The 23,269-nt window shown below is 63.5% G+C and carries 21 protein-coding genes, 1 tRNA gene and 1 pseudogene; 9 read left to right on the forward strand and 14 right to left on the reverse strand.

What is annotated here, in order from left to right:
• Positions 1-46 precede the first annotated feature (46 nt).
• From I6F17_RS10350 to I6F17_RS10360, 3 genes are all read right to left on the reverse strand, one after another.
• Positions 47-1,075, reverse strand: coding sequence for a nucleotidyltransferase family protein (locus I6F17_RS10350; RefSeq protein WP_225129090.1), 1,029 nt, complete (start codon positions 1,073-1,075; stop codon positions 47-49).
• Positions 1,076-1,112: 37 nt separating this feature from the next.
• Positions 1,113-2,153 carry a PqqD family peptide modification chaperone gene (locus I6F17_RS10355; RefSeq protein ID WP_225129088.1) on the reverse strand — a complete coding sequence of 347 codons (1,041 nt, stop codon included), beginning with the start codon at positions 2,151-2,153 and terminating at the stop codon, positions 1,113-1,115.
• A gap of 279 nt (positions 2,154-2,432) precedes the next feature.
• Positions 2,433-2,678 carry a hypothetical protein gene (locus I6F17_RS10360; protein WP_036044714.1) on the reverse strand — a complete coding sequence of 82 codons (246 nt, stop codon included), beginning with the start codon at positions 2,676-2,678 and terminating at the stop codon, positions 2,433-2,435.
• 694 nt (positions 2,679-3,372) lie between these two features.
• Between I6F17_RS10360 and I6F17_RS10365 the strand changes: the two genes are divergently transcribed.
• Together I6F17_RS10365 and I6F17_RS37920 are read left to right on the forward strand one after the other, a co-directional pair.
• A complete protein-coding gene (locus tag I6F17_RS10365) occupies positions 3,373-3,588 on the forward strand; it encodes a hypothetical protein (protein WP_074448160.1) in 216 nt (71 codons plus the stop codon).
• Positions 3,589-4,276: 688 nt separating this feature from the next.
• Positions 4,277-4,453, forward strand: a complete 177-nt coding sequence (locus I6F17_RS37920; protein ID WP_346657034.1) for a hypothetical protein — start codon at positions 4,277-4,279, stop codon at positions 4,451-4,453.
• A gap of 124 nt (positions 4,454-4,577) precedes the next feature.
• Here the strand turns inward: I6F17_RS37920 and I6F17_RS10375 are convergent.
• Both I6F17_RS10375 and I6F17_RS10380 read right to left on the reverse strand, forming a co-directional pair.
• Positions 4,578-4,662, reverse strand: a tRNA-Leu gene (locus tag I6F17_RS10375).
• 196 nt (positions 4,663-4,858) lie between these two features.
• Positions 4,859-5,101: a FliM/FliN family flagellar motor switch protein gene (locus tag I6F17_RS10380; protein WP_225129086.1), complete on the reverse strand. Its 243-nt coding sequence runs from the start codon at positions 5,099-5,101 to the stop codon at positions 4,859-4,861.
• Positions 5,102-5,183: 82 nt separating this feature from the next.
• Between I6F17_RS10380 and lipB the strand changes: the two genes are divergently transcribed.
• Positions 5,184-5,921 (forward strand): lipoyl(octanoyl) transferase LipB, encoded by a 738-nt coding sequence (lipB, locus tag I6F17_RS10385; protein ID WP_225129084.1) that lies wholly within the window; start codon positions 5,184-5,186, stop codon positions 5,919-5,921.
• Positions 5,922-6,119: 198 nt separating this feature from the next.
• Positions 6,120-6,833 (forward strand): DNA helicase, encoded by a 714-nt coding sequence (locus I6F17_RS10390; RefSeq protein ID WP_225129082.1) that lies wholly within the window; start codon positions 6,120-6,122, stop codon positions 6,831-6,833.
• Positions 6,834-6,878: 45 nt separating this feature from the next.
• On the opposite strand, the gene I6F17_RS10395 is transcribed toward I6F17_RS10390, so the two are convergent.
• Positions 6,879-7,301, reverse strand: a complete 423-nt coding sequence (locus I6F17_RS10395; RefSeq protein ID WP_225129079.1) for a 4-oxalocrotonate tautomerase family protein — start codon at positions 7,299-7,301, stop codon at positions 6,879-6,881.
• Positions 7,302-7,412: 111 nt separating this feature from the next.
• On the opposite strand from I6F17_RS10395, the gene I6F17_RS10400 reads away from it, so the two are divergent.
• Positions 7,413-8,264 carry a LysR substrate-binding domain-containing protein gene (locus I6F17_RS10400; RefSeq protein ID WP_036044720.1) on the forward strand — a complete coding sequence of 284 codons (852 nt, stop codon included), beginning with the start codon at positions 7,413-7,415 and terminating at the stop codon, positions 8,262-8,264.
• Positions 8,265-8,277: 13 nt separating this feature from the next.
• On the opposite strand, the pseudogene I6F17_RS10405 reads toward I6F17_RS10400, so the two are convergent.
• Together I6F17_RS10405 and I6F17_RS10410 are read right to left on the reverse strand one after the other, a co-directional pair.
• Positions 8,278-8,622, reverse strand: a pseudogene (locus I6F17_RS10405) (DUF1731 domain-containing protein); the annotation flags it as partial.
• A gap of 36 nt (positions 8,623-8,658) precedes the next feature.
• The gene (locus I6F17_RS10410; RefSeq protein WP_225129051.1) at positions 8,659-9,216 is read right to left on the reverse strand and encodes a MarR family transcriptional regulator; all 558 of its coding nucleotides are present in this window, start codon (positions 9,214-9,216) and stop codon (positions 8,659-8,661) included.
• 136 nt (positions 9,217-9,352) lie between these two features.
• Here I6F17_RS10410 and I6F17_RS10415 point away from each other — a divergent pair, with 136 nt between their 5' ends.
• Complete coding sequence (locus I6F17_RS10415; protein WP_036044724.1) at positions 9,353-10,870, forward strand: PAS domain-containing sensor histidine kinase; 1,518 nt, start codon at positions 9,353-9,355, stop codon at positions 10,868-10,870.
• Between the two features lie 44 nt (positions 10,871-10,914).
• Here I6F17_RS10415 and I6F17_RS10420 read toward each other — a convergent pair whose 3' ends face one another.
• From I6F17_RS10420 to I6F17_RS10435, 4 genes are all read right to left on the reverse strand, one after another.
• A complete protein-coding gene (locus I6F17_RS10420; protein ID WP_036044725.1) occupies positions 10,915-11,214 on the reverse strand; it encodes an acylphosphatase in 300 nt (99 codons plus the stop codon).
• Entirely contained in the window at positions 11,211-12,077 is an 867-nt protein-coding gene (locus tag I6F17_RS10425; protein WP_036044781.1) for an isocitrate lyase/PEP mutase family protein, read from the reverse strand. The genes I6F17_RS10420 and I6F17_RS10425 overlap by 4 nt, the downstream gene beginning before the upstream one ends.
• Positions 12,078-12,239: 162 nt before the next feature.
• The gene (locus I6F17_RS10430) at positions 12,240-14,255 is read right to left on the reverse strand and encodes an acetyl/propionyl/methylcrotonyl-CoA carboxylase subunit alpha (protein ID WP_225129040.1); all 2,016 of its coding nucleotides are present in this window, start codon (positions 14,253-14,255) and stop codon (positions 12,240-12,242) included.
• A gap of 179 nt (positions 14,256-14,434) precedes the next feature.
• The gene (locus tag I6F17_RS10435; RefSeq protein WP_225129038.1) at positions 14,435-15,505 is read right to left on the reverse strand and encodes a putative zinc-binding peptidase; all 1,071 of its coding nucleotides are present in this window, start codon (positions 15,503-15,505) and stop codon (positions 14,435-14,437) included.
• Positions 15,506-15,722: 217 nt separating this feature from the next.
• Between I6F17_RS10435 and I6F17_RS10440 the strand changes: the two genes are divergently transcribed.
• Positions 15,723-18,200, forward strand: a complete 2,478-nt coding sequence (locus tag I6F17_RS10440; protein WP_225129026.1) for a PAS domain S-box protein — start codon at positions 15,723-15,725, stop codon at positions 18,198-18,200.
• A 152-nt stretch (positions 18,201-18,352) separates the two neighbouring features.
• On the forward strand, positions 18,353-19,603 hold the full coding sequence (locus tag I6F17_RS10445) for an arsenic transporter (RefSeq protein WP_225129024.1): 1,251 nt from the start codon (positions 18,353-18,355) through the stop codon (positions 19,601-19,603).
• Between the two features lie 9 nt (positions 19,604-19,612).
• Here the strand turns inward: I6F17_RS10445 and I6F17_RS10450 are convergent, their stop codons facing one another.
• Both I6F17_RS10450 and I6F17_RS10455 read right to left on the reverse strand, forming a co-directional pair.
• On the reverse strand, positions 19,613-20,977 hold the full coding sequence (locus I6F17_RS10450) for an MFS transporter (RefSeq protein ID WP_225129022.1): 1,365 nt from the start codon (positions 20,975-20,977) through the stop codon (positions 19,613-19,615).
• 145 nt (positions 20,978-21,122) lie between these two features.
• A complete protein-coding gene (locus I6F17_RS10455) occupies positions 21,123-21,884 on the reverse strand; it encodes a GntR family transcriptional regulator (protein WP_225129020.1) in 762 nt (253 codons plus the stop codon).
• Between the two features lie 177 nt (positions 21,885-22,061).
• On the opposite strand from I6F17_RS10455, the gene I6F17_RS10460 reads away from it, so the two are divergent.
• Positions 22,062-23,261, forward strand: coding sequence for a mandelate racemase/muconate lactonizing enzyme family protein (locus I6F17_RS10460; RefSeq protein ID WP_225129018.1), 1,200 nt, complete (start codon positions 22,062-22,064; stop codon positions 23,259-23,261).
• The last annotated feature ends 8 nt before the right edge of the window (positions 23,262-23,269 follow it).

Here is a 23,269-nt window from a genome sequence, read left to right on the forward strand (position 1 = left end):
TGGCCAACCGACGCCTCGATCGCGAAAGCGCTGACGTTCGCTGGCCTTAGACCTTGCCCGCACGAGCTGCGGTCGTCGCGTTCAAAAGAAGTCGTAAGGTGCTAGCTCTTGGCACAGTCCACAATCCCCGTCGGTTCGCCCCTGTTGTTGTCGAGACGATAGTTGCCTCTCTGCGGTAGTTTCTGAAGTCCAGAAGGCTCATCGCCAGGAGAGGCACGCGCGTAGCCGGAAAGCGTGCTTGCATCAACTGACGCATGAACTGCAGGCGAGGAATCAGTCGGGAGCGCAATGCGTGTGGAATATCGACGCCAAGCAGCTCGGCAACGGCGATCAGCTGGGTTTCAACCGCGTTCTTCATCAAGTCGCCCGAGACACGAGAGGTAAGCTTCTCCCAATCGACAGGCTCGGCTGAATGGCTTAGGTCGCGCAATTCAACAAGGTGCCGCAGGTCGAGGTCGCCGAGCCAATAACCATAGTCTTGAAACTGATCATGGATGATCAACATCAGCGCCTGGAAGGTTGGCGTGGGGATATATACGCGTGCCCGTCCGAGCGGCGCAGGAATACAATGGTTCAGCGCATGCCCGAAGTTCTGGTAGAGGTACGCAGGACCTGGAGCTGCCTGCTGCAGGTCGATCGACCCGACATCCTGGGGGCGATTCAGATCGGCATACCATCTATGGCTTTCGGGAGGGGTCTGGTTATGGATATCGTAACCAATTCCAGATAGCGCGGCGACGGCCGTTCTGGCCTCGTCCGGCATGACCATGATATCCAGATCGGACATTATCCGAACGCCTCTTCGCGCCTCGGGCGCGGTCGCCAGTGTCGAAGCCCCCTTGAGTAGGACCGGCGTAATGCCATGACCGTTCAGCGCAACGACGGCCTCTTCGAGTTGAGCGACGAGGCGGTTATTGCGCAGCCCGTTTCGGCGGTGGATATAGCGAATATAGGCGCAGACGTCCTCCGGCAGCACCGACGCGAATTTGTCGACAAAGTCGATGAGCGCCGGCGTCGTCAGGGTCTGATTTGCGAGCCCGATGACGGAGGTCCACTCTATGTCGACAGGCGGCATGCCTCGCAAGCAATTGCAGAGGCTCCTGACCGCGCTGCTATGCCTTGCCATTGCACAGATCCACAAGCAGGCGCCGAGCCTCTCCGGCCTCGCAGTAGGTGAGTTGAAGCGATTGCGCACCCGCGACAATCCGCCTTAAAGCAAGAAAGCCAGTCTGCGACAGTCTACCATCGCCGGCGAATGCGTGCTCGATGAGCCGCTTCATCGAATCCAAACGATCTATTTCGGTTAGTTCGGTCGGACCGCTCGCGACCCGGTTCAAGAAGATGATCCAGCCTGCGGAGAAGCTTTCGTTCTGCGCATCAGGAATGGGTACGTACCGCACTCGAACGCCGTCGGAGCGGCAATGCGTCGCATCGTAGCGGTCGCCATGTAGTCGCGAGAGCAAGTCCCACGATCCTTCCTTGAGGGTGAGCGCAAACGGGACTCCGCAGATCGTTCCGTCACCGCCAACCAGCGCGACGTCATCGCCAGCGTACCGAAATCCGGCGTCCACCAGCTGCAATGTGAGGGTAGACTTTCCTGCTCCCGGATGGCCGCATAACAACAGGCCCATGCCGTCGTTCACGAGAGAAGCGGCATGAAGGGAGAACACCCAGCGAATGTTTCGAATAAGCCGCTCGGTGACGTGAGCTTTGATCGTAGGGGCTAGTGCATCGACTTCGCATCTGGAAATGCTGGAATCTTCTGCGCGCAAGAACACTTGCTCATCCAGCATCATTGCCTCGATCGCGATGTCGCCGTCGCCACCGGCACTCTGGTCCGACACACTGAATGGCGACAGCAGCCGCCTCAAGAGGTCCGGATTTGCAGCCCGGATGTCTATTCTGTGGCGACCCAGATGAGCTGAGAAGGCGCAATCGGTCGGCATTCGCCAATCGACTTCGAGCAACGCTCGATCGACCCAGACATCTACGACCTGTCGCGTGAACTGGCGTGCCGTGTGCTCGTCAATGCCTTGCGCCGCAAGCCCCCGATAAATGTCTCCAAGCGAGGAGCCTTCCCCTAACTTGCACCAGATGAATGCCCCTACTCGGTCGAGTTCAAAAATCTTCTGCCCCGCTTCGCTGAAGATCATTGGTCGACCATCCAACAGCGCGAATACTGCATCCGGAGCCGGTCTCAACACTATCTCTGCCGACGATCTTTCCAGCACGGCTTCCACCAATGTGAACCATTCTGCCTCGCCTGTACCGGCGAGGCGGCGACAGCCTCCGGGATGCGATGTTGTCGCGGCACCGGACAAGCGGACCCGCCGCCACCTGCGAGACTCAATCTAGCCCTGCGGCGCCTGCGATTTTGTTCACCCGAACACACGCCACCGGTCCGGCTCGTTTGGACATGTCAATCCGGCTGGTCATGCCGCGAGCTGACCGTCCTTGCCCCCGTCTTGAGGAGAAATGTTCAACCCCTGCTCTCCCATGAGGCTCGGCCTGGCGATCAACCGATGAGCATCCAATAGGTACCGATAAGCTTCGCGATCGGCACTCCGTTCTCTTAGAATGCGCTCCTTCTCGCCGATGCTGACCAATTCTGCGCGCATCTGAGCCAGCTGCAGCGTCTCCGAGGTGAGGTTGTACTCGTTAAGAATTAATTCCCACATTGTCTCCTCCAGCCGAAGAAACCTGGACGAGTGTACCTTACGTGATCGGCAGCAATTAACCAACGAGATTTACAGATTTTGCTTATAATCAAAATTTGTTTCATATTTGAACCCTCGGGCGAGCATTCAATACCGTGACAAAGCGCAACCACGTGCCGAACCGACTTGAGATGATGGCCTGCAGAAGCCTGCGAGAATAGGGACTGACGTTTCGGAAATGCATCGCGCCGCGCAAAAAAATAAATCAGCCGAGAGTCGTAAATCAGACCGACAAGGCGAATTTTAATTTGCACAAATAATAAAAAAGAGAATAGTTAACGGACTGCACCGAGGGGAGTGACATCAGTGATGCGGTTGGCTGATCTGTCCGTCGAGAGGAAATTGATGGTTTCGTCGCAGGGGGAACGTTCGACACGAAGTCGCGGGTATTTCGACATGACGGTTATTAGGCGCCTCCCAGAAGCGTTCGGTTGAGGTCGGACATTATTCAGAGTTGCGGCGAAAGCCCCAGCTATCCCAAGAATTCGCCAAGCAGGAATCCGGTCGGTTGGAGAAGCGTCGTCACGAGCAAGCTGCCCTTTTGCTCGAACAACGACCCCAGGTGCGATGCCCCCCAAGTCACCCGCACCGACGAGAGCGCACTCCAGCCGGCCGGCCCTTTTACTCGACAAATACGTGTTTCAGGGAGGCTCGTATGGGCATGATCATGGTCAAGTGTCCGCAATCCGGCCGCGCGATTCCGACCGGCATCAAATCCGATCGTGAGACTTTCCTGCGAAGCATCGTGTTTTTCGGCAATACTCTTTGTCCGGACTGTCGGGCCAATCACAACTGGTTTGCCCGCGAGGCCTGGGTCGAGGAGCCGATCGTCAGAACAGTAGAGGTAGCTCGTACAGCGCCAACGTGCTGATGCAAATGACGCGCGCGCTTCGGAGAGTGTGTTGATATTCCCCTTCCGATAGCGCGTTGCTGTTGCAACGCATTGCAACCATTTAGAATATTTTCGCGCATTGTCGTAAAACGAACCGACGCCCCCCGTGGCCATCGCTTAGACGTTGTTGGCACGTCGCCACAAATCCGAGCTTCCGTCACGAATTCGGCAAAGGCCTGTTTGGGGGTGTTGTAGTGAGTAGCGGGATTTCCAGCCTGGCTGTTCTGCGTGACACAAGAATCGAGCTCGTCAGCCTGCTGGCTCAATTGAGGCGGCTCCGCGAGAGAGTAAGAAGGGCGGAAGCACGGCGCTCGGGACAAAGACGACGATCAACGTCGGCATCGCGCGCCCGAGGCCGCCGAGCATGAGACATCGCACGCAAGGCATCCGCAGTTCAGGGGCAATTGTGACGACTATGCTCCCTCGAGTTGAAGGCCAGCATGGAATTGCAAGCGCTCTTCTGGATCCCCCTTAGTGTAGGACCGCTTCATCGATGCCCAACGGGCGAGGAGAACGATAACGAGCGACCGTATCGCCTCTTTCGTTCCCATTCTGTTCTAGTTGGGGATGTCTGACCGACCCGCGAGCTGGCGCATGCCCAACCCGCAACTGACAACCGTCCTCGCTAGGCACCTCCCGAGACCTGAACGTGTGCAACCTCTACTCGATGACGAAGAACGTGGACGCGATCCGCCGCTTGTTTGGCGAGCTCAACAGCAGCGTCGGCAACTTGCCGAGCATGCCAGGCATTTTCCCGGATTACCCCGCCCCCAATCGTCCGCAAAATGCCCGAGGGCGTGAGGTCATTGCGGCCAGCTCTCCGGTGAAACTCATCATTACTTAGGATGGGGAGTGAAATCTTGAAGGCAACGAGCAAGCCACACAGTGAGCTTGCGTTCACTTTCGACGGCTCTTGCACACTCGTATTCACCGCCACGGTGGGCAACCCGCCAGCGATTTGCAAATTATGGTGCGCTCGGAGGGACTCGAACCCCCACGGTGTTACCCACTGCCACCTCAAGGCAGCGCGTCTACCAGTTCCGCCACGAGCGCTAGGAGATGCCGGCCTGAGGTCGTTCGGGCGGCCGGATCAGCGGCGCCGATCTAACAAATCCATCAGGGGGATACAAGCCTGCAAAAGCCCTGAATTCCACAAGCTTGGCAGGAAAAACGCCGCCCTCCCCAGGAGATCGGCCTTATCGGATACCCAGGCCGCTACCGCTTGCCCGGTCTCGTGTGACCCGGACCGCTACCGCGTCGCCGGCGAGCGCGGCAGCATCTGCTTGACCTCGACCGCGATTCTGTTGCGGTCGACCAGCACGACCCCCGAGGCGACCGGCAGATTATTGGCGAGCACCTTGACCTCGTCGGCCTCGGTTGCGTCCAGCTCGATGATGGCGCCGCGGGAAAGACGTAATACTTGATGGATCGGCATGGTGGTCGTCCCGAGGACGACCATGAGATCCACGGTGACTTTGTCGAGAGTGGGCACTGTCAGGACCGCCGCAACTTGGGACTTGGGACTTGGGACTCTTCATTTGCTCCAGAGATGATCACCACGTTATGGTTAGCCAATGGTTAATTCCCCTGAAAGCCACCGCCAACACCTCGATTTGACGTCGTTTTCCGTCGCAGGCGGCGAAGTCGTCGAATGGCGGATTTCGGATGCCCCGGTGCCCTATCCGGAGGCCGTGGCCGCCATGGAGGCGCGTGTCGCGGCGATCGCCGCAGGCGAGGCCCCTGAACTGGTCTGGCTGCTGGAACATCCCCCGCTCTACACCTCCGGCACCTCGGGCAAGGAAAGTGACCTGCTCGATTCCCGATTCCCGACCTTCGCGACAGGGCGCGGCGGGCAGCTCACCTATCACGGACCCGGCCAGCGCGTGGCCTACGTCATGCTCGACCTCAAGCGCCGCCGGCCGGACGTGCGGGCCTATGTCGCGAGCCTGGAAGAGCTGATCCTGAAGACGCTCGCCGCCTTCAACGTCCGCGGCGAGCGGCGCGAGGACCGGGTCGGCGTCTGGGTCAGGCGGCCCGACAAGGGACCTGGACACGAAGACAAGATCGCGGCGATCGGCGTCCGCCTGAAGCGCTGGGTCTCGTTTCACGGCATCGCCATTAATGTCGAGCCGGAGCTGTCGCATTTCGCCGGCATCGTGCCCTGTGGTGTCGTAGATCCCCGTTACGGCGTCACCTCGCTGGTCGATCTCGGCCAGCTCGTGACCATGGCCGATGTCGATATCGCGCTCAGGCAGGCGTTCGAAGAGCTGTTCGGACCGACCCGCGCGCTGCTGCCGGAAGCGGCAGTCTAATACTTTTTTTGTTTGAGCCGACCACGCCGCTCTCCGCCCGTCGCGGAATCAGCTACGCTTCATTTCGGTGCCGCCCACGCCTCCCCCCTCCGCCGGGAAAGCAGACCTCATGCCGGGCGAGTTGATCATCGGCCGACTGTTCGAGCGCCAAGCATAAGGAGGGGTTGCGATCCATGCTCGCAATGGGAGGTTTTGACGATGAAACTGTCTGCGCCCATCTACCATCTGAAGCGCAAGGCTAGGCGCCTGTCCCGCGAGGCCGGCATTCCGCTCCACGACGCGCTTGACCGCATCGCTGCGACTGAGGGCTTTTCCGCCTGGAGCATGCTCGCGGCGAAAGCAGCCGCACTGAGTCCCGCGAGCAAACTGTTCCCGCAATTCCGCCCGGGCGATCTGGTGCTGGTCGGGGCGCGTCCCGGCCAGGGCAAGACTCTGATGAGCCTCGAACTTGCCGTCGAAGCCATGAAGTCCGGCCATCGCGCCGCGTTCTTCTCACTGGAGTACACCGAGCGAGATGTGTTGGACCGCCTCCGTGCGATCGGCGCGGAGCCTGCACAGTTCGGCAAGCTGTTCGAGGTGAATTGCTCCGACGGGATCAGTGCCGATTACGTCGTCAAGCAGATGGAAGCGGCGCCGCGCGGCACCTTCGTCGTGATCGACTATCTGCAGCTGATCGATCAGAGGCGGGAAAATCCCGATCTGACCGTGCAGGTGCGCGCACTGAAGTCGTTTGCGCGCGACACGGGGCTGATCGTCGTCTTCATCTCGCAAATCGACCGGTCCTACGATCCCGCAGCTAAGCCCTGCCCCGATCTCAGCGATGTCCGCCTGCCGAACCCGCTGGACCTGACGCTGTTCGACAAGACGTGCTTCATCAACAACGCCGAAGTGCAGTTCCGCGCCGCGAGCTGATGGCTTCGGGCCGCGGGTGAGATTGCTCACCCGCGGCCTCTCACATCACGCCGCCTGCAGCGAGACCTCGAGCTTGCCGGCGATGTAGCGCCGCTCCTGAGACAGGCCGCCAAAGCCGTAGGCGTCGCCCTTGACCTCGTCGACATGCAGGTAAGTCTCGGGATGCAGCGGCCCCAGAATCTCGGCCATGCGCTTGAACATGGCGGCGAGATAGGCTGCCTTCTCGTCCTTGGTGTTGGTGCCCTCGGTGACGTGGATGTCGATCCAGTAGCTCGCGAGCTTCTGCTCGGCGAGCGACTCGCCGCCGGCGAACCAGTCGCCGGCATCCACGGACTTCACAATGATGGCGGTGACCTTGGGGTCCTTGCGCAGGATCTTTGCGGTGAGCTCGGATACCGCGCTCGCGATATCGGCCTTCAGCGAGGGGGACTGGCGGGACGTGGTGTAGGACACGGTGATCAGGGCCATTGTCGTTCTCCTCGATATGCCGCGCAACTTGCGCGGCGTCGGGAAGAAACTAGACCGGCCGCTGTCATTTTGGTATCTTATCAATATTGATACCAGTGATAACAGGTCATAATGAACGCCACACTCGACATCGCCACCGTCCAGGCCTTCCTTCTGGTCGCCGACCTCCAGAGCTTTACGCGTGCCGCCGAAGCACTCGGCACGACGCAGGCCGCGGTTAGCCTGAAGCTGCAGCGGCTGGAGACCTTGCTGGACAAGCGCCTCGTCGAGCGCTCGCCGCGCGCAGTCCGCCTTACCGCCGATGGCGCCGCGTTCCTCGATCGCGCCCGCGCGCTGATCGCGGCGCACGATCTCGCATTGTCGGGCGGCGCGCCGGCCGCGCAGTCGCTCTCGCTCGGCATCTCCGATCACGCCGCAGGGCCCGAACTGGTGCCGCTACTTGAGCGCCTGCATGCGATGTCGTCGAACCTCACCCTCGCCGTCACCATCGGCTTCTCACGCGAGATGCAGGATGCCTACGATTCGGGCGAGCTCGATGCGGTAATCGTGCGCCAGGAAGGCAGCCGCCGCGGCGGCGAGAAGCTGGCTGAGGACGAGTTCGGCTGGTTCGCCGCACGCCGCTTCACGCTGCCGAAAGGGGAGCCGTTGCCGCTCGCAACGCTCGCCCCGCCCTGCGGGGTGCGCGCCGTCGCGGTGCGCGCGCTCGACAAGGCCGGCATCTCCTGGCGCGAGCGCTTCGTCGGCGGCGGCGTCACCGCGGTGGTCGCGGCCGCGCTAGCGGGGCTTGCGATCGCGCCGCTGGCGCGGCGGATCGTGCCGCCCGGGCTGATTGACATCGGCCCTGCGCACAAGCTGCCGAAGCTTGGCAGCTCGAGGGTGATGCTGCATTCGAAGGTCAGCGATCCCGCGAAACTTGCCGCGCTGCGTGCGGTGGCGGCGACATTCCGGAGCGTGGCGGCTTGAGCCCGTCTGACGCTCACAGGATCGTCTCGAACGCGCTGCGCGTCTCGTGGCGGAACACGAAGCCGCGGCTCAGCGCCTCGTTCGGCAGCACGCGCTGGCCACCGAGCAGAAGCTCGTCGGCAAAGCCGCCGCCGATCCGGCGCAGCAGGCCGCCGGGAATGCGGAACACGACGGGCCGGTGCAGGCGGCGGCCGAGCTCCTCGGTGAATTTCGCGTTGGTGACGGGGATCGGCGCCGTGGCGTTGACGGGACCCGACAGATCCGGCGTCGCCATCACATAGGCGATCAGGCGGATCAAATCGTCGCGCTCGATCCAGGACATCCATTGCCGCCTGGTGCCGAGCGGGCCGCCGAGCCCGATAGTCGTGCCGACGTCATCGCAACCTCCTCGATCCTATTTGACCTTGCCGATCGGCAGCAGGTTGGCGATCTTCTCGCCAAGCCGCATCAAGGCGACCAGCCGCGGCCGCGGCACCTTCAGCATCTGCATGAACCAGTGGTCGGCGAGCTCGGTGAACGCCAGCATCTCCTTCAGGCGCTTGGCTGCAACGGGACTGATGCCGGGATCGTCTGTGGCATCGGACACGCAGGCGCGAAGCGCCGCGATCGCCGGGTCGATCTCCCGCTCCTTGCGCCGCGCCGCGATTCTCGCGGCGATCTCCCAGATGTCGGTCTCAGCCTCGTAATGGTCGCGGCGGTCGCCCAGGATCGGCACCCGCCGGATCAGGTTCCAGGCGAGCAGCTCCTTCAGCGAGTTGGAGACGTTGGACCGTGCCATGCCGAGCGTGTCGGCGATGTCCTCGGCGGTCATCGGCGCCTCGGCAAGATAAAGCAGCCCGTGAATCTGGCTTACTGAGCGGTTCACTCCCCACTCGTCGCCCATGTCGCCCCAGTGCAGGATGAAGCGCTCGACGGCAGCGGGAAGTTTCTTTTTTCCGGATATTTCTGTCATGACAGAAATATCTGACGCAATCGCTTTGTTGTCAAGCACGAGGCCTCCGGCCCGTTACGCCTGCCTAGAAATGTCCCACAGGGCGGGAACCATCTCGCGGATGCCGCGTTTGTTCCCGTCGAGGCGGGGTCCGGGAATGGTCGAAAAGTTCAATCAGCAGAGAGACCTGTTCGAGAGCGAGCGCAGTTTCCGGCTGTTGGTTGAGGGGGTTGCCGACTACGCCCTCTACATGCTCGACCCCAACGGGATCATCACCAGCTGGAACATCGGCGGCGAACGCATCAAGGGTTACCCCCCCGAGGAGATCCTCGGCCAGCATTTTTCCCGTTTCTACACCGAGACCGACCGCGCCAACGGCAAGCCGGCGCGGGCGCTCGGCATCGCGCGGGACAAAGGCCGATACGAGGAGGAAGGCTGGCGCGTCCGCAAGGACGGCACGTTCTTCTGGGCAAGCGTCGTGATCGATCCGATCTACGAGGACGGCAGGCTGATCGGCTTCGCCAAGATCACACGCGACATCACAGAGCGCCGCAATGCCCAACTCAAGCTCGAGGCGATGCAGAAGCAGCTGGCCGAGTCGCAGAAATTCGATGCGCTCGGGCAGCTCACCGGCGGCGTCGCCCACGACTTCAACAATCTTCTGATGATCATCAGCGGCAGCCTTCACATCCTGAAGAAAGGCGCCGCCGACGATCCCAGGCTCGAGCGCGCCATCTCGGCGATTGATACCGCGACCAAGCGCGGCGCAGCGCTGACCAACCAGCTTCTCACCTTCGCGCGGCGGCAGAGCGTCAATCCGCAGGCGATCGATTTTACTGAACGCGTCGCGGCCATTCGCGAGGTGCTCGACGCTGGCGTCGGCAGCTCCGTGCGTCTCGCTTTCGAGATCCACTCCGAAACCTGGCCGATCAAGGCCGACGTCTCCGAACTCGAGACCGCACTGCTCAACCTCGTCATCAATGCGCGGGACGCGATGCCGGACGGCGGCACGGTGACGATAGGTGCGCGCAACGTCGTGCTGAACGAGGCCCCCCTCAACGGCGATTTCGTCGCAATCCACGTCCGCGATACCGGGCTCGGAATTCCTTCCGACGTTCTCGACAAGATCTTCGAGCCGTTCTTCACGACCAAGCCGATCGGAAAGGGCACCGGCCTCGGCCTTTCGCAGGTCCACGGCTTCGCTCACCAGGCCGGCGGCACGGTGAAGGTCGCGAGCGAGCTCGGCAAGGGCACGACATTCACCATCATCCTGCCGCGCGGCACAGATGTGCCGTCGCGGGAGGTACCGGAAGCGGCGTTCCGCGGCAGCGGCACGGTGCTGCTGGTCGAGGACAATCCGGACGTCGCGCTGGTCAGCATCGGTCTTCTGGAGCAGCTCGGCTACCGAGTGCGCCGTGTCGCCGATGCCGAAGCGGCATTGCGCGAGATCGAGAGCGACGGCGTCGACTTCGTGTTCTCGGACATTGTCATGCCCGGCAAGATGGACGGCCTCAGCCTCGCCCATCACCTCCGTCAGATCCGTCCCGGCCTGCCGATCCTGCTCGCCACCGGCTACAGCGAGGTCGCCGCCGGCGTGCGCGGCGATTTCCCGATCCTGCGCAAGCCCTATGAGATCCACGAGCTGAGCGAGGCGATCGCGAAATTGCCGAGGTGATGGCTTCTTCATCTCTCCTCGCTTGCGAGGAGAGCGCGATATATCTACACCGTCGGCAGCACCGAGAACGCTTCACCTGCCCTGCGCAAGTTCAGCTCATCCACGCTTGCCGTCTCACTGGTGACACTGTCGACGCGCGAGGACGGCGGGCCGTGGCGGCACAGCGCGACCATGTCGGCAACGTGCGTCGGGGCGCCAGCGAACATCGCTTCCACGCTGCCGTCGCGGCGGTTGCGGACCCAGCCTTCGAGGCCATACGCGATGGCCTGCGACTCCACCCAGGCCCGATAACCGACGCCCTGCACGCGGCCGCGGACCATGACCTGGAGAATCGCCCGGCTCATGTCTTCGATCCGAGGAAATCGGCGCTGCGCGCCTTGACCGCGGCCTCGCGCGTAACGCGCGCCATCAGCTCCGACGATGCCAGGCCCTTGAGGCTTTTTGGCGCCATGCCCTCGCGCAACGCCTTCTGTGTCTCGTAGACGGCTTGCGTCGCGGCGGCGATCGGCGCATGGCCCTGCAGCGCGATGCGCACGCGCTGGCCGGCAAGATAATCGAGCCCACTCAATTCCTCGGACGCGCCGCCGAGCACGATCGGCAGCCGCGTGGCGGAGACGATGGCCTCGAGCTCGGCGCGCGACTTGATGCCTGTGAAAAACAGCGCATCGACGCCGGCGGCCTCATAAGCCTGGGCGCGGCGCACCGTATCCTCGATCGAGGTGATCGCGGCTGCGCCGGTGCGGCCCATGATGACCAGCGAGGGATCGCTGCGGCCGCCAAGCGCCGCCTCCATCTTGCCGACGCCCTCCTCCAGCGAGATCAGCTGTGCCTTCGTCGCACCGAATGCGGCGGGCAGCAGCGTGTCCTCGATGGTGAGGCCGGCCGCGCCCGCCGTCTCCAGCTCCTGCACCGTGCGGCGCACGTTCAGCGCATTGCCATAGCCGTGATCGGCGTCGACGAGCACCGGCAGCGCCGAGGCCCGCGACATCCGCCGCATCTGCTCGGCAAGCTCGGTGAGCGTGATCAGCGTGACATCGGGATCGCCGAGCACGGCGAGCGAAGCCACCGATCCGCCGAACATGCCAAGCGGAAAGCCGAGGTCCTCGGCAATGCGGATCGAGATCGCGTCATAGACCGAGCCGGGATGGACGCACGTCCCGCCCGACAGGATCGATCGCAATTTCTCGCGGCGGGAACGAAAGGCCATGGTGCCCTCCCAATATTGCGACGCAGCCGCAACGTACTCCGTCATTGCGAGCGCAGCGAAGCAATCCAGTGTCTTTCCGCAGAGGCAGTCTGGATTGCTTCGCTGCGCTCGCAATGACGGTGAGCTTGAGGCCCGGCAAGACCCCCACTCACATCTTTTATCTTACGCAAACTCCAGGATCAGCGCGTCCACCGCGAGTGTCGCGCCGGCGCTGGCGTGGATCTTCTTCACGGTTCCGTCCTGTTCGGCGCGCAGCACGTTCTGCATCTTCATGGCTTCGACCACCGCCAGGGTCTCGCCGGCCTTGACCTCCTGCCCCTCGCTCACCGCGATCGAGACGACGAGGCCCGGCATCGGGCAGAGCAGCTTCTTGCCGCTGTCGGAGGCCGTGGTCACCGGCATCAGCCGCGCGGAGGCCGCCTCGGCCTCGGTCCAGACATAGACCGGCACCTCGACGCCCTGATGCGCGAGGCGGATGCCGTTGGCGATCGGGCGGGTCTGCACGGCGACGAACTGACCGTCGATGGTGCCCTGCCAGACCGGATCGCCCGGCTTCCACGGCGACTGCAACAGATGCGTATTGCCGGCCTTGCCGTCGGCGTCGATGAAGCGGATCGCGATCGCCTCGCCTTCGCGCGCGACCTCGAGCACGATCTCTTGGCGGTCGAGCCAGACCGCGCGACGCCGCTCGCGCTGCACGACGCGGCCGCCCATCTGGCCGGAGATCTGCCGCTTGCGCGCTCCGAGCACGTGATCGATCGCGGCGCCGACCGCGGCGATGCGACGCGCGACCTCGCCCTCGGGCACACGCACCGCAAAACCCTTGGGGAATTCCTCGGCGATGAAGCCGGTCGAGAGCCGTCCCTCGCGCCAACGCGGATGATGCATCAAGGCCGACAGGAACGGGATGTTGTGGCGGATACCGTCGACATAGAACGAGTCCAGTGCAGTCGCCTGCGCCTCGATCGCCGCCGCGCGCGAGGGCGCATGGGTGACGAGCTTGGCGATCATCGGATCGTAATGGATCGAGATCTCGCCGCCCTCCTGCACGCCGGTATCGTTGCGGATGGTGATGCCGTCGCGGCTCGCTTCCGCCGGCGGACGATATTTCACCAGGCGCCCGATCGAGGGCAGGAAGTTGCGGAACGGATCTTCGGCGTAGAGGCGCGATTCCACCGCCCAGCCGGTCAGCGTGACGTCCTTCTGCGCGATGGCGAGCTTCTCGCCGCTCGCGACGCGGATCATCTGCTCGACGAGATCGATGCCGGTGACGAGCTCGGTGACGGGATGCTCGACTTGGAGGCGCGTATTCATCTCCAGGAAGTAGAAGCTCTTGTCCTGGCCTGCGACGAACTCGACCGTGCCGGCGGAATCGTAGTTCACGGCCTTGGCCAGCGCGACCGCCTGCTCGCCCATCTTGCGGCGGGTCGTCTCGTCCAGCAGCGGCGACGGCGCTTCCTCGATGACCTTCTGGTTGCGGCGCTGGATCGAGCATTCGCGCTCGCCGAGATAGATCACGTTGCCGTGCTTGTCGCCCAGCACCTGGATCTCGATGTGGCGGGGATCGACGATGAACTTTTCGACGAAGACGCGGTCGTCGCCGAACGAGGCCTTTGCCTCCGCCTTGGCGAGGTTGAAGCCCTCGGCAACCTCGGCTTTGGAATGGGCGATGCGCATGCCCTTGCCGCCGCCGCCGGCGGAGGCCTTGATCATGACGGGGTAGCCGATCTCGTCGGCGATCCGCACCGCGTGCTTGTCGTCCTCGATGACGCCGAGATAGCCCGGCACGGTCGAGACTTTTGCTTTTGCGGCGGCCTTCTTGGACTCAATCTTGTCGCCCATCGCCGCAATGGCGGCCGGATTGGGGCCGATGAAGACAATGCCGGCCGCCTCCAGCGCCCGCGGAAACGCCTCGCGCTCGGACAGGAAGCCGTAGCCGGGATGCACGGCCTCGGCGCCCGTCTTGCGGCAGGCCTCCACGATCTTCTCGATCACCAGGTAGCTCTCGGCCGCGGCCGGCGGGCCGATCAGCACCGCCTCGTCGGCCATCTCGACATGGAGGGCATCGCGGTCGGCCTCGGAATAGACCGCAACCGTCTGAATTCCCATCTTGCGGGCAGTCTTGATGACCCGGCAGGCGATTTCGCCGCGATTGGCGATCAGAATGCGTTTGAACATGCTTTTCTTGAGTCTCGACCTTGGGCGGGACCCTTCCCTGGCCGTTGGGGCCTTTGGGAGGGGCCGTGTGGCTCCCGTGGTACATCAAAATGGGCTGGAGGCAACGGTCTAAATCGGGCCGCCTTTGGCGTACCAGCGCAAGACCGAAATGGGCCCGACGCGCCCGCCGTGCGGCATCCCTAGGGCTTCCCGGCCTTGGCCGTGTCCCGGACCAGGTCATGAATGAAGCCCAACTTGCCGACCACCGCGGGCGACAGGATGAAGGGATAGAGGTCGCGCAGGCCCATGGCGCGGTTGACGCTGTTCATGGCGAAGGTGAAGGGCAGCCATGCGTTGACCAGCGCCTCGACATCCCTGGCCTCGTATGGGTTGAAGCGGATGCGCGCCGTCAGCTCCCCGTCGCGGTCGACCTTGGGACGCACCTCCATGCCGAACTCGGCGGCCATTTCGAGGGCATCGACGATGTGGAGGTAGTGCGCCCAGGTTTCGGCGAAATCCTCCCAAGGGTGGGTCGTGGCATAGGCCGAGACGTAGTTCTGCTGCCAGTCCGGCGGCGCGCCCTCGGCATAATGGCGCTGCAGGGCCTGGCCGTAATCGGCGCTATCGTCGCCGAAGACGGCGCGGCACTGGTCGAGCTTGCCGCCATCGCGCACCAGCACATCCCAGAAGTAATGTCCGACCTCGTGGCGGAAATGCCCGAGCAGCGTCCGGTACGGCTCGCCCATCTCGAGCCGGCGCCGCTCGCGCTCGATGTCGTCGGCCTCGGTCAGCGCGATCGTGATCAGGCCGTTGTCATGGCCGGTTATGACCTTCTCGCCGCTGTGCGGATCGTCGGCGAGGAAGTTGAAGATCAGGCCATGCTCGGGATTGTCCTGGCGGGTCTGGAGCGGCAGCTTCCAGCGGATCAGGGAATAGAACAGCCGGTGCTTGGCCACCTCCAGTTCGCGCCAGCCGGCGAGCTGCGCCGGATCGGAGAGATTCGGCACGGTCCCGTTGTGGCGACAGGCGCGGCAATAGCCGGTGCTATCGCCAGCGTCGGTCAGCCAGTTGCAGACGTCGTACTCGGCATTCCGGCACAGCATCCGGCTCTCGCCCTTGTCGGCAAGGATGCTCCAGGCCTCTCCGTCGGCCTCGATCGCCGACATCGTCTCCTTCTCTGGCAGGAAGGCGATCCGATGGCCGCAGCGTTCGCAGGCGCGGTTCTCGAAATAGAGGACGTTGCCGCAGGCCTGGCAGATAAAGAGCTTCAAGATTTAGCCTCGTGGGAAAGGAAAGCTTATGAGCGCGCTGGCACCTCGCGACGACGCCTCAATCCGCCGATCGTTCCAGTATTCGGAACAAATTGCCAGACCGGACGTTACCACCGCGTACTTCTCTGCGTTCAGGCGCGCGCCCCTATTTCCCGGCACCACCTGCCCTCTAAACAATGGCCATCACGCTCCGTCTGTGTGAATATCGGTCCGGCACGTGCGCACCTGCATGACAACGGCCGATGCCTTGAACGAACCCTTGCCCGAGACCATCGCCGCCGAAAGGCTGCGCCAGCACCTCGAAGACGTCGCGCGCGAGCGCGACAACGCCTATCGCGCGCTGCAGGAGCGCGAGGCCGAGCTGGCGCGCATCCAGCGCATCGGCAAGGTCGGCGGCGTCGAGGTCGATTTCCGCGAAGGCTTCAAGAACCGCCGTTCGCCCGAATATCTGATGATCCACGGCCTTCCGCCGGAAGCCGCCGAGGAGTCGCACGAGGATTGGGTCAACCGTATCCATTGCGACGACCGCGACGCCACCGTCAAGCATTTCTTCGAAGCGCTCGCCGGAGCGAGCGAAGACTACAGCGCCGAATACCGCATCATCCGCCCCAGCGACGGCGAGACCCGCTGGATCAGGGTCGTCGCAAAGATCGAGCGCGACAAGGACGGCCGCGCCATCCGGCTCGTCGGCGCTCATATCGACATGACCGATCAGGCGCTGGCGCGCGAGACGTTGCGCGAAAGCGAGGAGCGCTTCCGGCTGATCGCCGACAGCGCGCCGGTGCCGATCTGGGTCACCAAGCTCGACCGCAAGCGGTCCTTCGCCAACCAGGCCTATGTCGATTTCGTCGGCCTGCCCTACGATCAGGCCATCGACTTCGACTGGCGCAAGGTGCTGCATCCCGACGACCTGCCGCACGTGCTGCAGCAATCCGTCCAGGGTGAAGCGTCCCTCAAGCCCTTCGTGCTGGAAGCGCGCTACAAGAACGCCAGCGGCGAATGGCGCTGGCTCCGCTCGGAATCGCAGCCGCGCTGGGATGCGACCGGCAAGCATATCGGCTTCATCGGCGTCGCCCACGACGTCACCGTCGCCAAGCAGGCCGAGATCGAGCTCCGGCGGCTGAACGAGACGCTGGAAGAGCGCATCGCCGATCGCACCGCCGAGCTCGAAGCCAACGAGGCGCGGCTGCGCGCGATCCTGGAGACGAGCAATCAGTATCAGGGCCTGGTCAATCTCGAGGGCCAGCTGGTCTACGCCAACAAGACCGCGCTCGCCGGCATCAAGGCGAATTCCGTGGACGTGATCGGAAAGCCGTTCTGGGACACGCCATGGTTCACCGGCACGGACGGCATGAGTGCCGCCGTGCGCGAAGCCTTCGAGACGGTGCTCAAAGGCGAACCCGTGCGGCTGGAGATGCGCCTGCGCCTGCCTGTCGGCGAGCGCGATTTCGACTTCGGCATGCGCCCCGTGCTCGACCGCCAGGGCAACATCACCGGCGCCGTGCCCGAGGCGGTGGACATCACCGAGCGGCGCCGCGGCGAGGAAGCGCTGCGGCAATCGCAGAAGATGGAGGCGATCGGCCAGCTCACCGGTGGCGTCGCGCACGACTTCAACAATCTCCTCACCATCATCCGCTCTGCGACCGATTTCCTGCGCCGCCGCGAGCTGCCGGAGGAGCGCCGCCGACGCTACGTCGACGCCATCTCCGACACCGTCGAGCGCGCCTCCAAGCTGACCGCGCAGCTTCTGGCCTTCGCGCGCCGGCAGCCGCTGAAGCCGCAGATCTTCAACGTCGGCAGCCAGGTCGAGGGCGTGGCTCAGCTGGTCCGGCCGCTGGTCGGCGCCCGCATCGAGATCGCCGTGGAGGTTCAGGACGCCGATTGCTTCACGGTGGCCGACATCGCCCAGTTCGAGGCCGCGCTGATCAACCTCGCCATCAACGCCCGCGATGCCATGGACGGCGAAGGCCGCCTCACCATCGCCGTGCGCAAGGTGTCGGGAATCCCGAGCCTGCGCGCACAATCGGCGCGCCGCGGCGACTATGTCGCGATCTCCGTCACCGATACCGGCAGCGGCATCGCGCCGGAACATCTCGAACAGATCTTCGAGCCGTTCTTCACCACCAAGGAGGTCGGCAAGGGCACCGGCCTCGGGCTCAGCCAGGCCTTCGGCTTCGCAAAGCAGTCCGAGGGCGACATTGCGGTAACGAGCACGCAAGGTGAAGGTGCCACCTTCACCATCTACCTGCCGCAGGCGCAAAGCCCCACCACGGAGAAGGAAGCAGCGGCCCTGAGCCACGAGGCGGCCACGACCGGGCGTGGCTATCGCGTGCTCGTGGTCGAGGACGACGACGAGGTCGGCCGCTTCTCCACCGAGCTCCTGGAGGATCTCGGCTATGTCGTGCGCCGCGTCCCCAATGCCAATGCGGCGCTGGCGATCCTGGGCGAGAACGAATTTGCCGTCGACCTCGTGTTCTCCGACGTCATCATGCCCGGCATGAACGGCGTCGAGCTCGCCGGCATCATCCGCGAGCGCTATCCGGGCCTGCCCGTGGTGCTCACTTCCGGCTACAGCAACGTGCTGGCCGAGAACGCCCACCGCGGATTCGAGCTGATCCAGAAGCCGTATTCGGTGGAATCGCTCTCGCGCATCCTGCGCAAGGCGATCATGGAGAAGCTGTCGGTGGCAAGGTGAGTGTCACATTCGCGAGAAGCAGCCACAAATTCCGTCATTGCGAGCGTAGCGAAGCAATCCAGACTGTTGCCGCGCCAAGACGCTAGGGGAAGACAGCCGTTCTCGTATCGGTTATCGATGCCGAATGACTGACCGAACCTCAAGGACTGAACGTGCCGTCTGACGCCATCTGGGCCTGGAGCATCATCTTCGTCGCGACCGCCTGCGTCATCCTCCGACCGTTTCGCCTGCCCGAGGCGATCTGGGCCGCGATCGGCGCTGGCGCACTCGTGCTGTTTGGTTTGCTGCCCTGGCAGGAGGCGCTGACGGGCATCGAGAAAGGCCTCGACGTCTATCTCTTCCTGATCGGCATGATGCTGATCGCCGAGCTGGCGCGGCTCGAAGGCCTGTTCGATTATCTGGCCGCGCTCGCGGTGGAATACGCGCGCGGCTCGCCGCAGCGGCTGTTCCTGCTGATCTATCTCGTCGGCACGCTGGTGACGGTGCTGCTCTCCAACGATGCCACCGCGATCGTGCTGACGCCGGCCGTCTATGCCGCGACGCGCGCGGCCGGTGCCAAGCCGCTGCCTTATCTGTTCGTCTGCGCCTTCATCGCCAATGCCGCGAGTTTCGTCCTGCCGATCTCCAACCCCGCCAACCTCGTCGTGTTCGGCGCGCGCATGCCGCACCTGACGGAATGGCTACGCCTGTTCGCCTTGCCCTCGGCGGCGTCGATCCTGCTGACCTACATCGTGCTGCGCCTGACCCAGCACCGCGCGCTGAAGGAAGAGACGATCGCGCGCAGCGTGCCGCATCCCAAGCTCGGCCGCGGCGGCAAGCTCACCGCAATAGGCATCGTCGCGATCGGCATCGTGCTGGTCACGGCGTCAGCGCTCGACAAGCAGCTCGGCCTGCCGACCTTTATCTGCGGCGGCGTGACGGCCGCGATCGTGCTGCTGCTCAGCCGGCAATCACCCTTGCCCGTGCTGCGCGGGGTGTCCTGGAGCGTGTTGCCGCTCGTCGGCGGGCTCTTCGTCATGGTGGAGGCGTTGATCAAGACCGGCGTGATCGCGCAGCTCAACGCGTTGTTGCACCAGGCGGTAGCTCAATCGGTCCCGCAGGCGGCCTGGAGCGTGGGCATTGCCACCGCGCTCGCCGACAACATCGCCAACAATCTTCCGGTCGGCCTCGTCGCCGGCTCGGTTGCCGCCGGCGATCATCTGCCGGTGCCCGTCGTCAGCGCGATCCTGATCGGCGTCGATCTCGGCCCCAATCTGTCGGTCACCGGCTCGCTCGCCACCATCCTCTGGCTGGTCGCGCTCCGCCGCGAGAAGATCGAGGTCGGCGCCTGGCCGTTCCTCAAGCTCGGCCTGCTGGTGACGCCGCCGGCCCTGATCACGGCGTTAGCCGCCGCGATCAGATAGCGCTCATCGTCAGTCGTTCTCGTAGCCGTAGACTTCAGGCAGGATGAAGATCGCGGCAAGCAGGCCTACCAGCGGGAAGATCGCGACCATCAGCGTGGCGTTCGCCTGCCCGATCGCGGCAAACACCGTTGGGAACAGGAAGATCGCCAGGAACGACGGCAGCTTCACGAACATGTAGGCGAAGCCGCTTGCGGTGCCGCGATATCGCGGACGGGCGACCATGGTCGGGATCGTCATACAGTTCGACGCATCCCAATAATGGCCCCAGAGCATGCCGGCGGCGGCGAACGGCAGCAGGATCTTGTTGTCGGTGTAGAGCGCGAAGGCCGCGACCAGCAGCGAAACCAGCACGATGCCGAAGCCGGCGATGGCGATGCCACGATGGCCGATCTTCGGCGTCAGCAAGGGTCCGACCCAGCCCGACAGGGCGGCGAAAGAGAACAGCGCCATCGTCACCACATTGATGCCGAGCACGCTCGAGACGCCGACCATCACAAACAGCACCGGCAGATAGAACGCGAAGGTCGAGAACTCGCTCGCCTGGGCGAAACAGGCGATCCAGCCATAAAGGGTGGCGCGCCAGCGAATCGGATCCTTCCTGAGGTCAGCGAGGAATGCGCGCGTGCTGATCTTGGGAACCTCGACGTCCCGATCCGGCAGCATGTCGAGATTGTCGTTGAACATCTCGCGCGCGACCTGCTTGGCCTCGCGGTAGCGCCCCTTTTGCACCAGCCACACCGCCGTCTCCGGCACGTCGTGACGCATGATCAGGATGATCAGTGCCGGCACCGCACCGAGACCGAGCGTCACGCGCCACAGCATCTCGTGGTTCATGTCGACCAGAAGGAAGATCACGATCACGCCGATGGTGAGAACTTCACCGACGGCGAACATGAACTGCCAGCGGTTGCCCATGACCTCGCGCTCGCCCTTGGCCATGGATTCCATGATGTAGGTGTAGCCGGTCGAGATGTCGGAGCCGAGCGGAATGCCGAGTAGGAAGCGGATCACGACGAGCCAGCCGACGCTGGGTACGAAGGCCTGCGCCAGCGCCAGTACGATGAACAGCACCATCGTCACCAGGAACATCACGCGGCGGCCGATCTTGTCGGACAGCCAACCGCCGAGCAGCGCGCCGATCAGGGCACCGCCCTGCGTGCCCGCGGCGGCGAGGCCGAGCATCAGCGGATCGGGATTGTACTGCTCCTTGATGAAGATCAGCACGAAGGCGATCGAATAGAGGTCCCAGGCCTCGACCAGGATCGAGGCCATCATCAGCCAGCCGACCTTGTTGCCCTTGGGACTGTAGTTCGTGATGAGGTAGCGGACCGCGGCTTCGCTCGCGGTCGCCTGTGGCATCGCCATCGTTGACATTCTTCTTCTTCCTTTCTTCAGAACTCTCTGAAGCGCGATGAGATCAGGATCTCATCGCGCTTCAGCTTGCTGTTTTGAGCATGATCTTTTCGGAGGACCGCTGCACACTTTGCGCTAACGCGGCCCTTCCGGTCCGGATCATGCTCTACGCGCCGAGCAGCGGCTCGATGCTGCAATCGAGCAGGCGCGGATCGATCCCCGCCTCCATCCCTGAAAACATCTCGCCCATGTAGTCGATCAACGCGTCGCTCGCATTCACGGCCTCATCGACGCGGCGGTTGGCGACGGCTGCAAGAATGGCGAGATGATGATCGATCGTGCCTGACAGATCCGCCTGCCCCGGCATGAAGCGATGGTGGATGTAGCCGATGCGCCGATACAACGTGTGCAGCGGCCGCAGCGTGTGCACCAGGAACGGCTCGCCGGCGGCCTCCAGCACCAGCGCGTCGATGCGGCGGTCGAGATGATTGAATTCGTCGAGGGTGAGGCTGGCGCGGCGCTCGCGCAGCAGACGCTCGATGTGCATCGCCTGATTGCGATGCGACAGGCTGGCGCGATCGGCGGCGAGGCGGATCACGAAGCGTTCCATGTCGCGGCGTAGGGCCAGCAGCATGCGCTCGCGCGCCAGATCGATCGGCGCGATGTGCAGGCCATGACGCGGCCGGATGATGATGAGGGTGTCGGCGGAGAGACGATTGACGGCGTGATGCACCGGTGTGCGCCCGAAGCCGGTGATTTGCTGCAATTCCAGCATCGTCATGAATTGTCCGGGCTTGAGCTCGCAATGAACGAGCAGCTCCTCGATCCTCTGGTAAGCCAGCTCGAAGAAGTTGAGACGGTTGCGCCGGGAGGGCCTGCCCCCGTCGTCGTGTCTCACCACCGCGAGTGTGCGCTTGCGCCGTGCCATGCCGTCCTCTCCCGTCAGCCCGCGCTCTCGTTGCTGGGTGGCGCCTTGTTTGTGCACCCTTAAAATATGTTGTGATATATTACAAGCAAGCGTAAGACGTCGGCACGCCCTGCAACATGTTGCAGCGCAAAATGAGACGTCAGGTGCGAAGCGCCTTTCGATGGGAGGATAGTTGCCGTGAAGATCACGTCGATCGAGACATTGCGCACCGAGGAATATTCCAACGTCATCTGGGTCCGCATCCACACCGACACTGGTCTGATCGGTCTCGGCGAAACCTTCTATGGCGCCGGCGCGATCGAAGCGCAGATCCACGACACCTTTGCCGGACGCCTGCTCGGCCGCAATCCGCTGCACATCGAAGCGATCCATCGCGACATGCTGAACTTGCCGATGGCGCAGTCCTCGACCGGCGTCGAATACCGCGCGGCATCAGCGATCGACATCGCGCTGTGGGACCTTTTCGGCAAGGTCTGCGGCCAGCCGGCGCACCAGATGCTGGGCGGCCTCTGCCGCGACAAGCAGCGCATCTACAACACCTGCGCCGGCACGCAATATGTGCGCTCGACCAATATCAGCGCGGTCGCGAACTGGAATCTCGGCGCCTCCAAGGGTCCCTACGAAGATCTCGACGGCTTCATGAACCATGCCGATGCGCTCGCCGAAAGCCTGCTCGAAAGCGGCATCTCGGCGATGAAGATCTGGCCGTTCGATCCCGCCGCGCAGGAGAACAAGGGCCTCTACATCACCGCCGCACAGATGAAGCAGGCGATCGAGCCGTTCGAGAAGATCCGTAAAGCCGTCGGCGACAAGATGGAGATCATGGTCGAGCTCCATTCGCTGTGGAATCTGCCGACCGCCAAGCAGATCGCCCGTGCGCTCGAGCCCTACAAGCCGACCTGGTACGAAGACCCGATCCGGATGAACTCGCCGCAGGCGCTGGCCGAATATGCCCGCTCGACCGACGTCTGGGTCTGCGCCAGCGAGACGCTGGGCTCGCGCTTCCCCTACAAGGACATGCTCGACCGCGACGCCATGCACGTGGTGATGGCCGATCTGTGCTGGACCGGCGGTCTCACCGAAGGCCGCAAGATCGCGGCAATGGCCGAGACCTATCACCGGCCTTTTGCTCCTCATGACTGTATTGGCCCGATCGGCTTCATCGCCGCCATCCACATGTCGTTCAGCCAGCCCAACACCCTGATCCAGGAATCGGTGCGCGCCTTCTACAAAGGCTGGTACAATGAGCTCGTCACCACGATGCCCACCATCAAGGACGGCTACGTCTTCCCGATGGAAGGCCCCGGCCTGGGCGTCGACCTCCTGCCTGCCGTCTTCGAGCGCACCGATCTCACCGTGCGCCGCTCCAACGCCTGAGGAATTCT

Source organism: Bradyrhizobium sp. NBAIM18, assembly GCF_020193825.1.
Taxonomy (GTDB): domain Bacteria; phylum Pseudomonadota; class Alphaproteobacteria; order Rhizobiales; family Xanthobacteraceae; genus Bradyrhizobium; species Bradyrhizobium yuanmingense.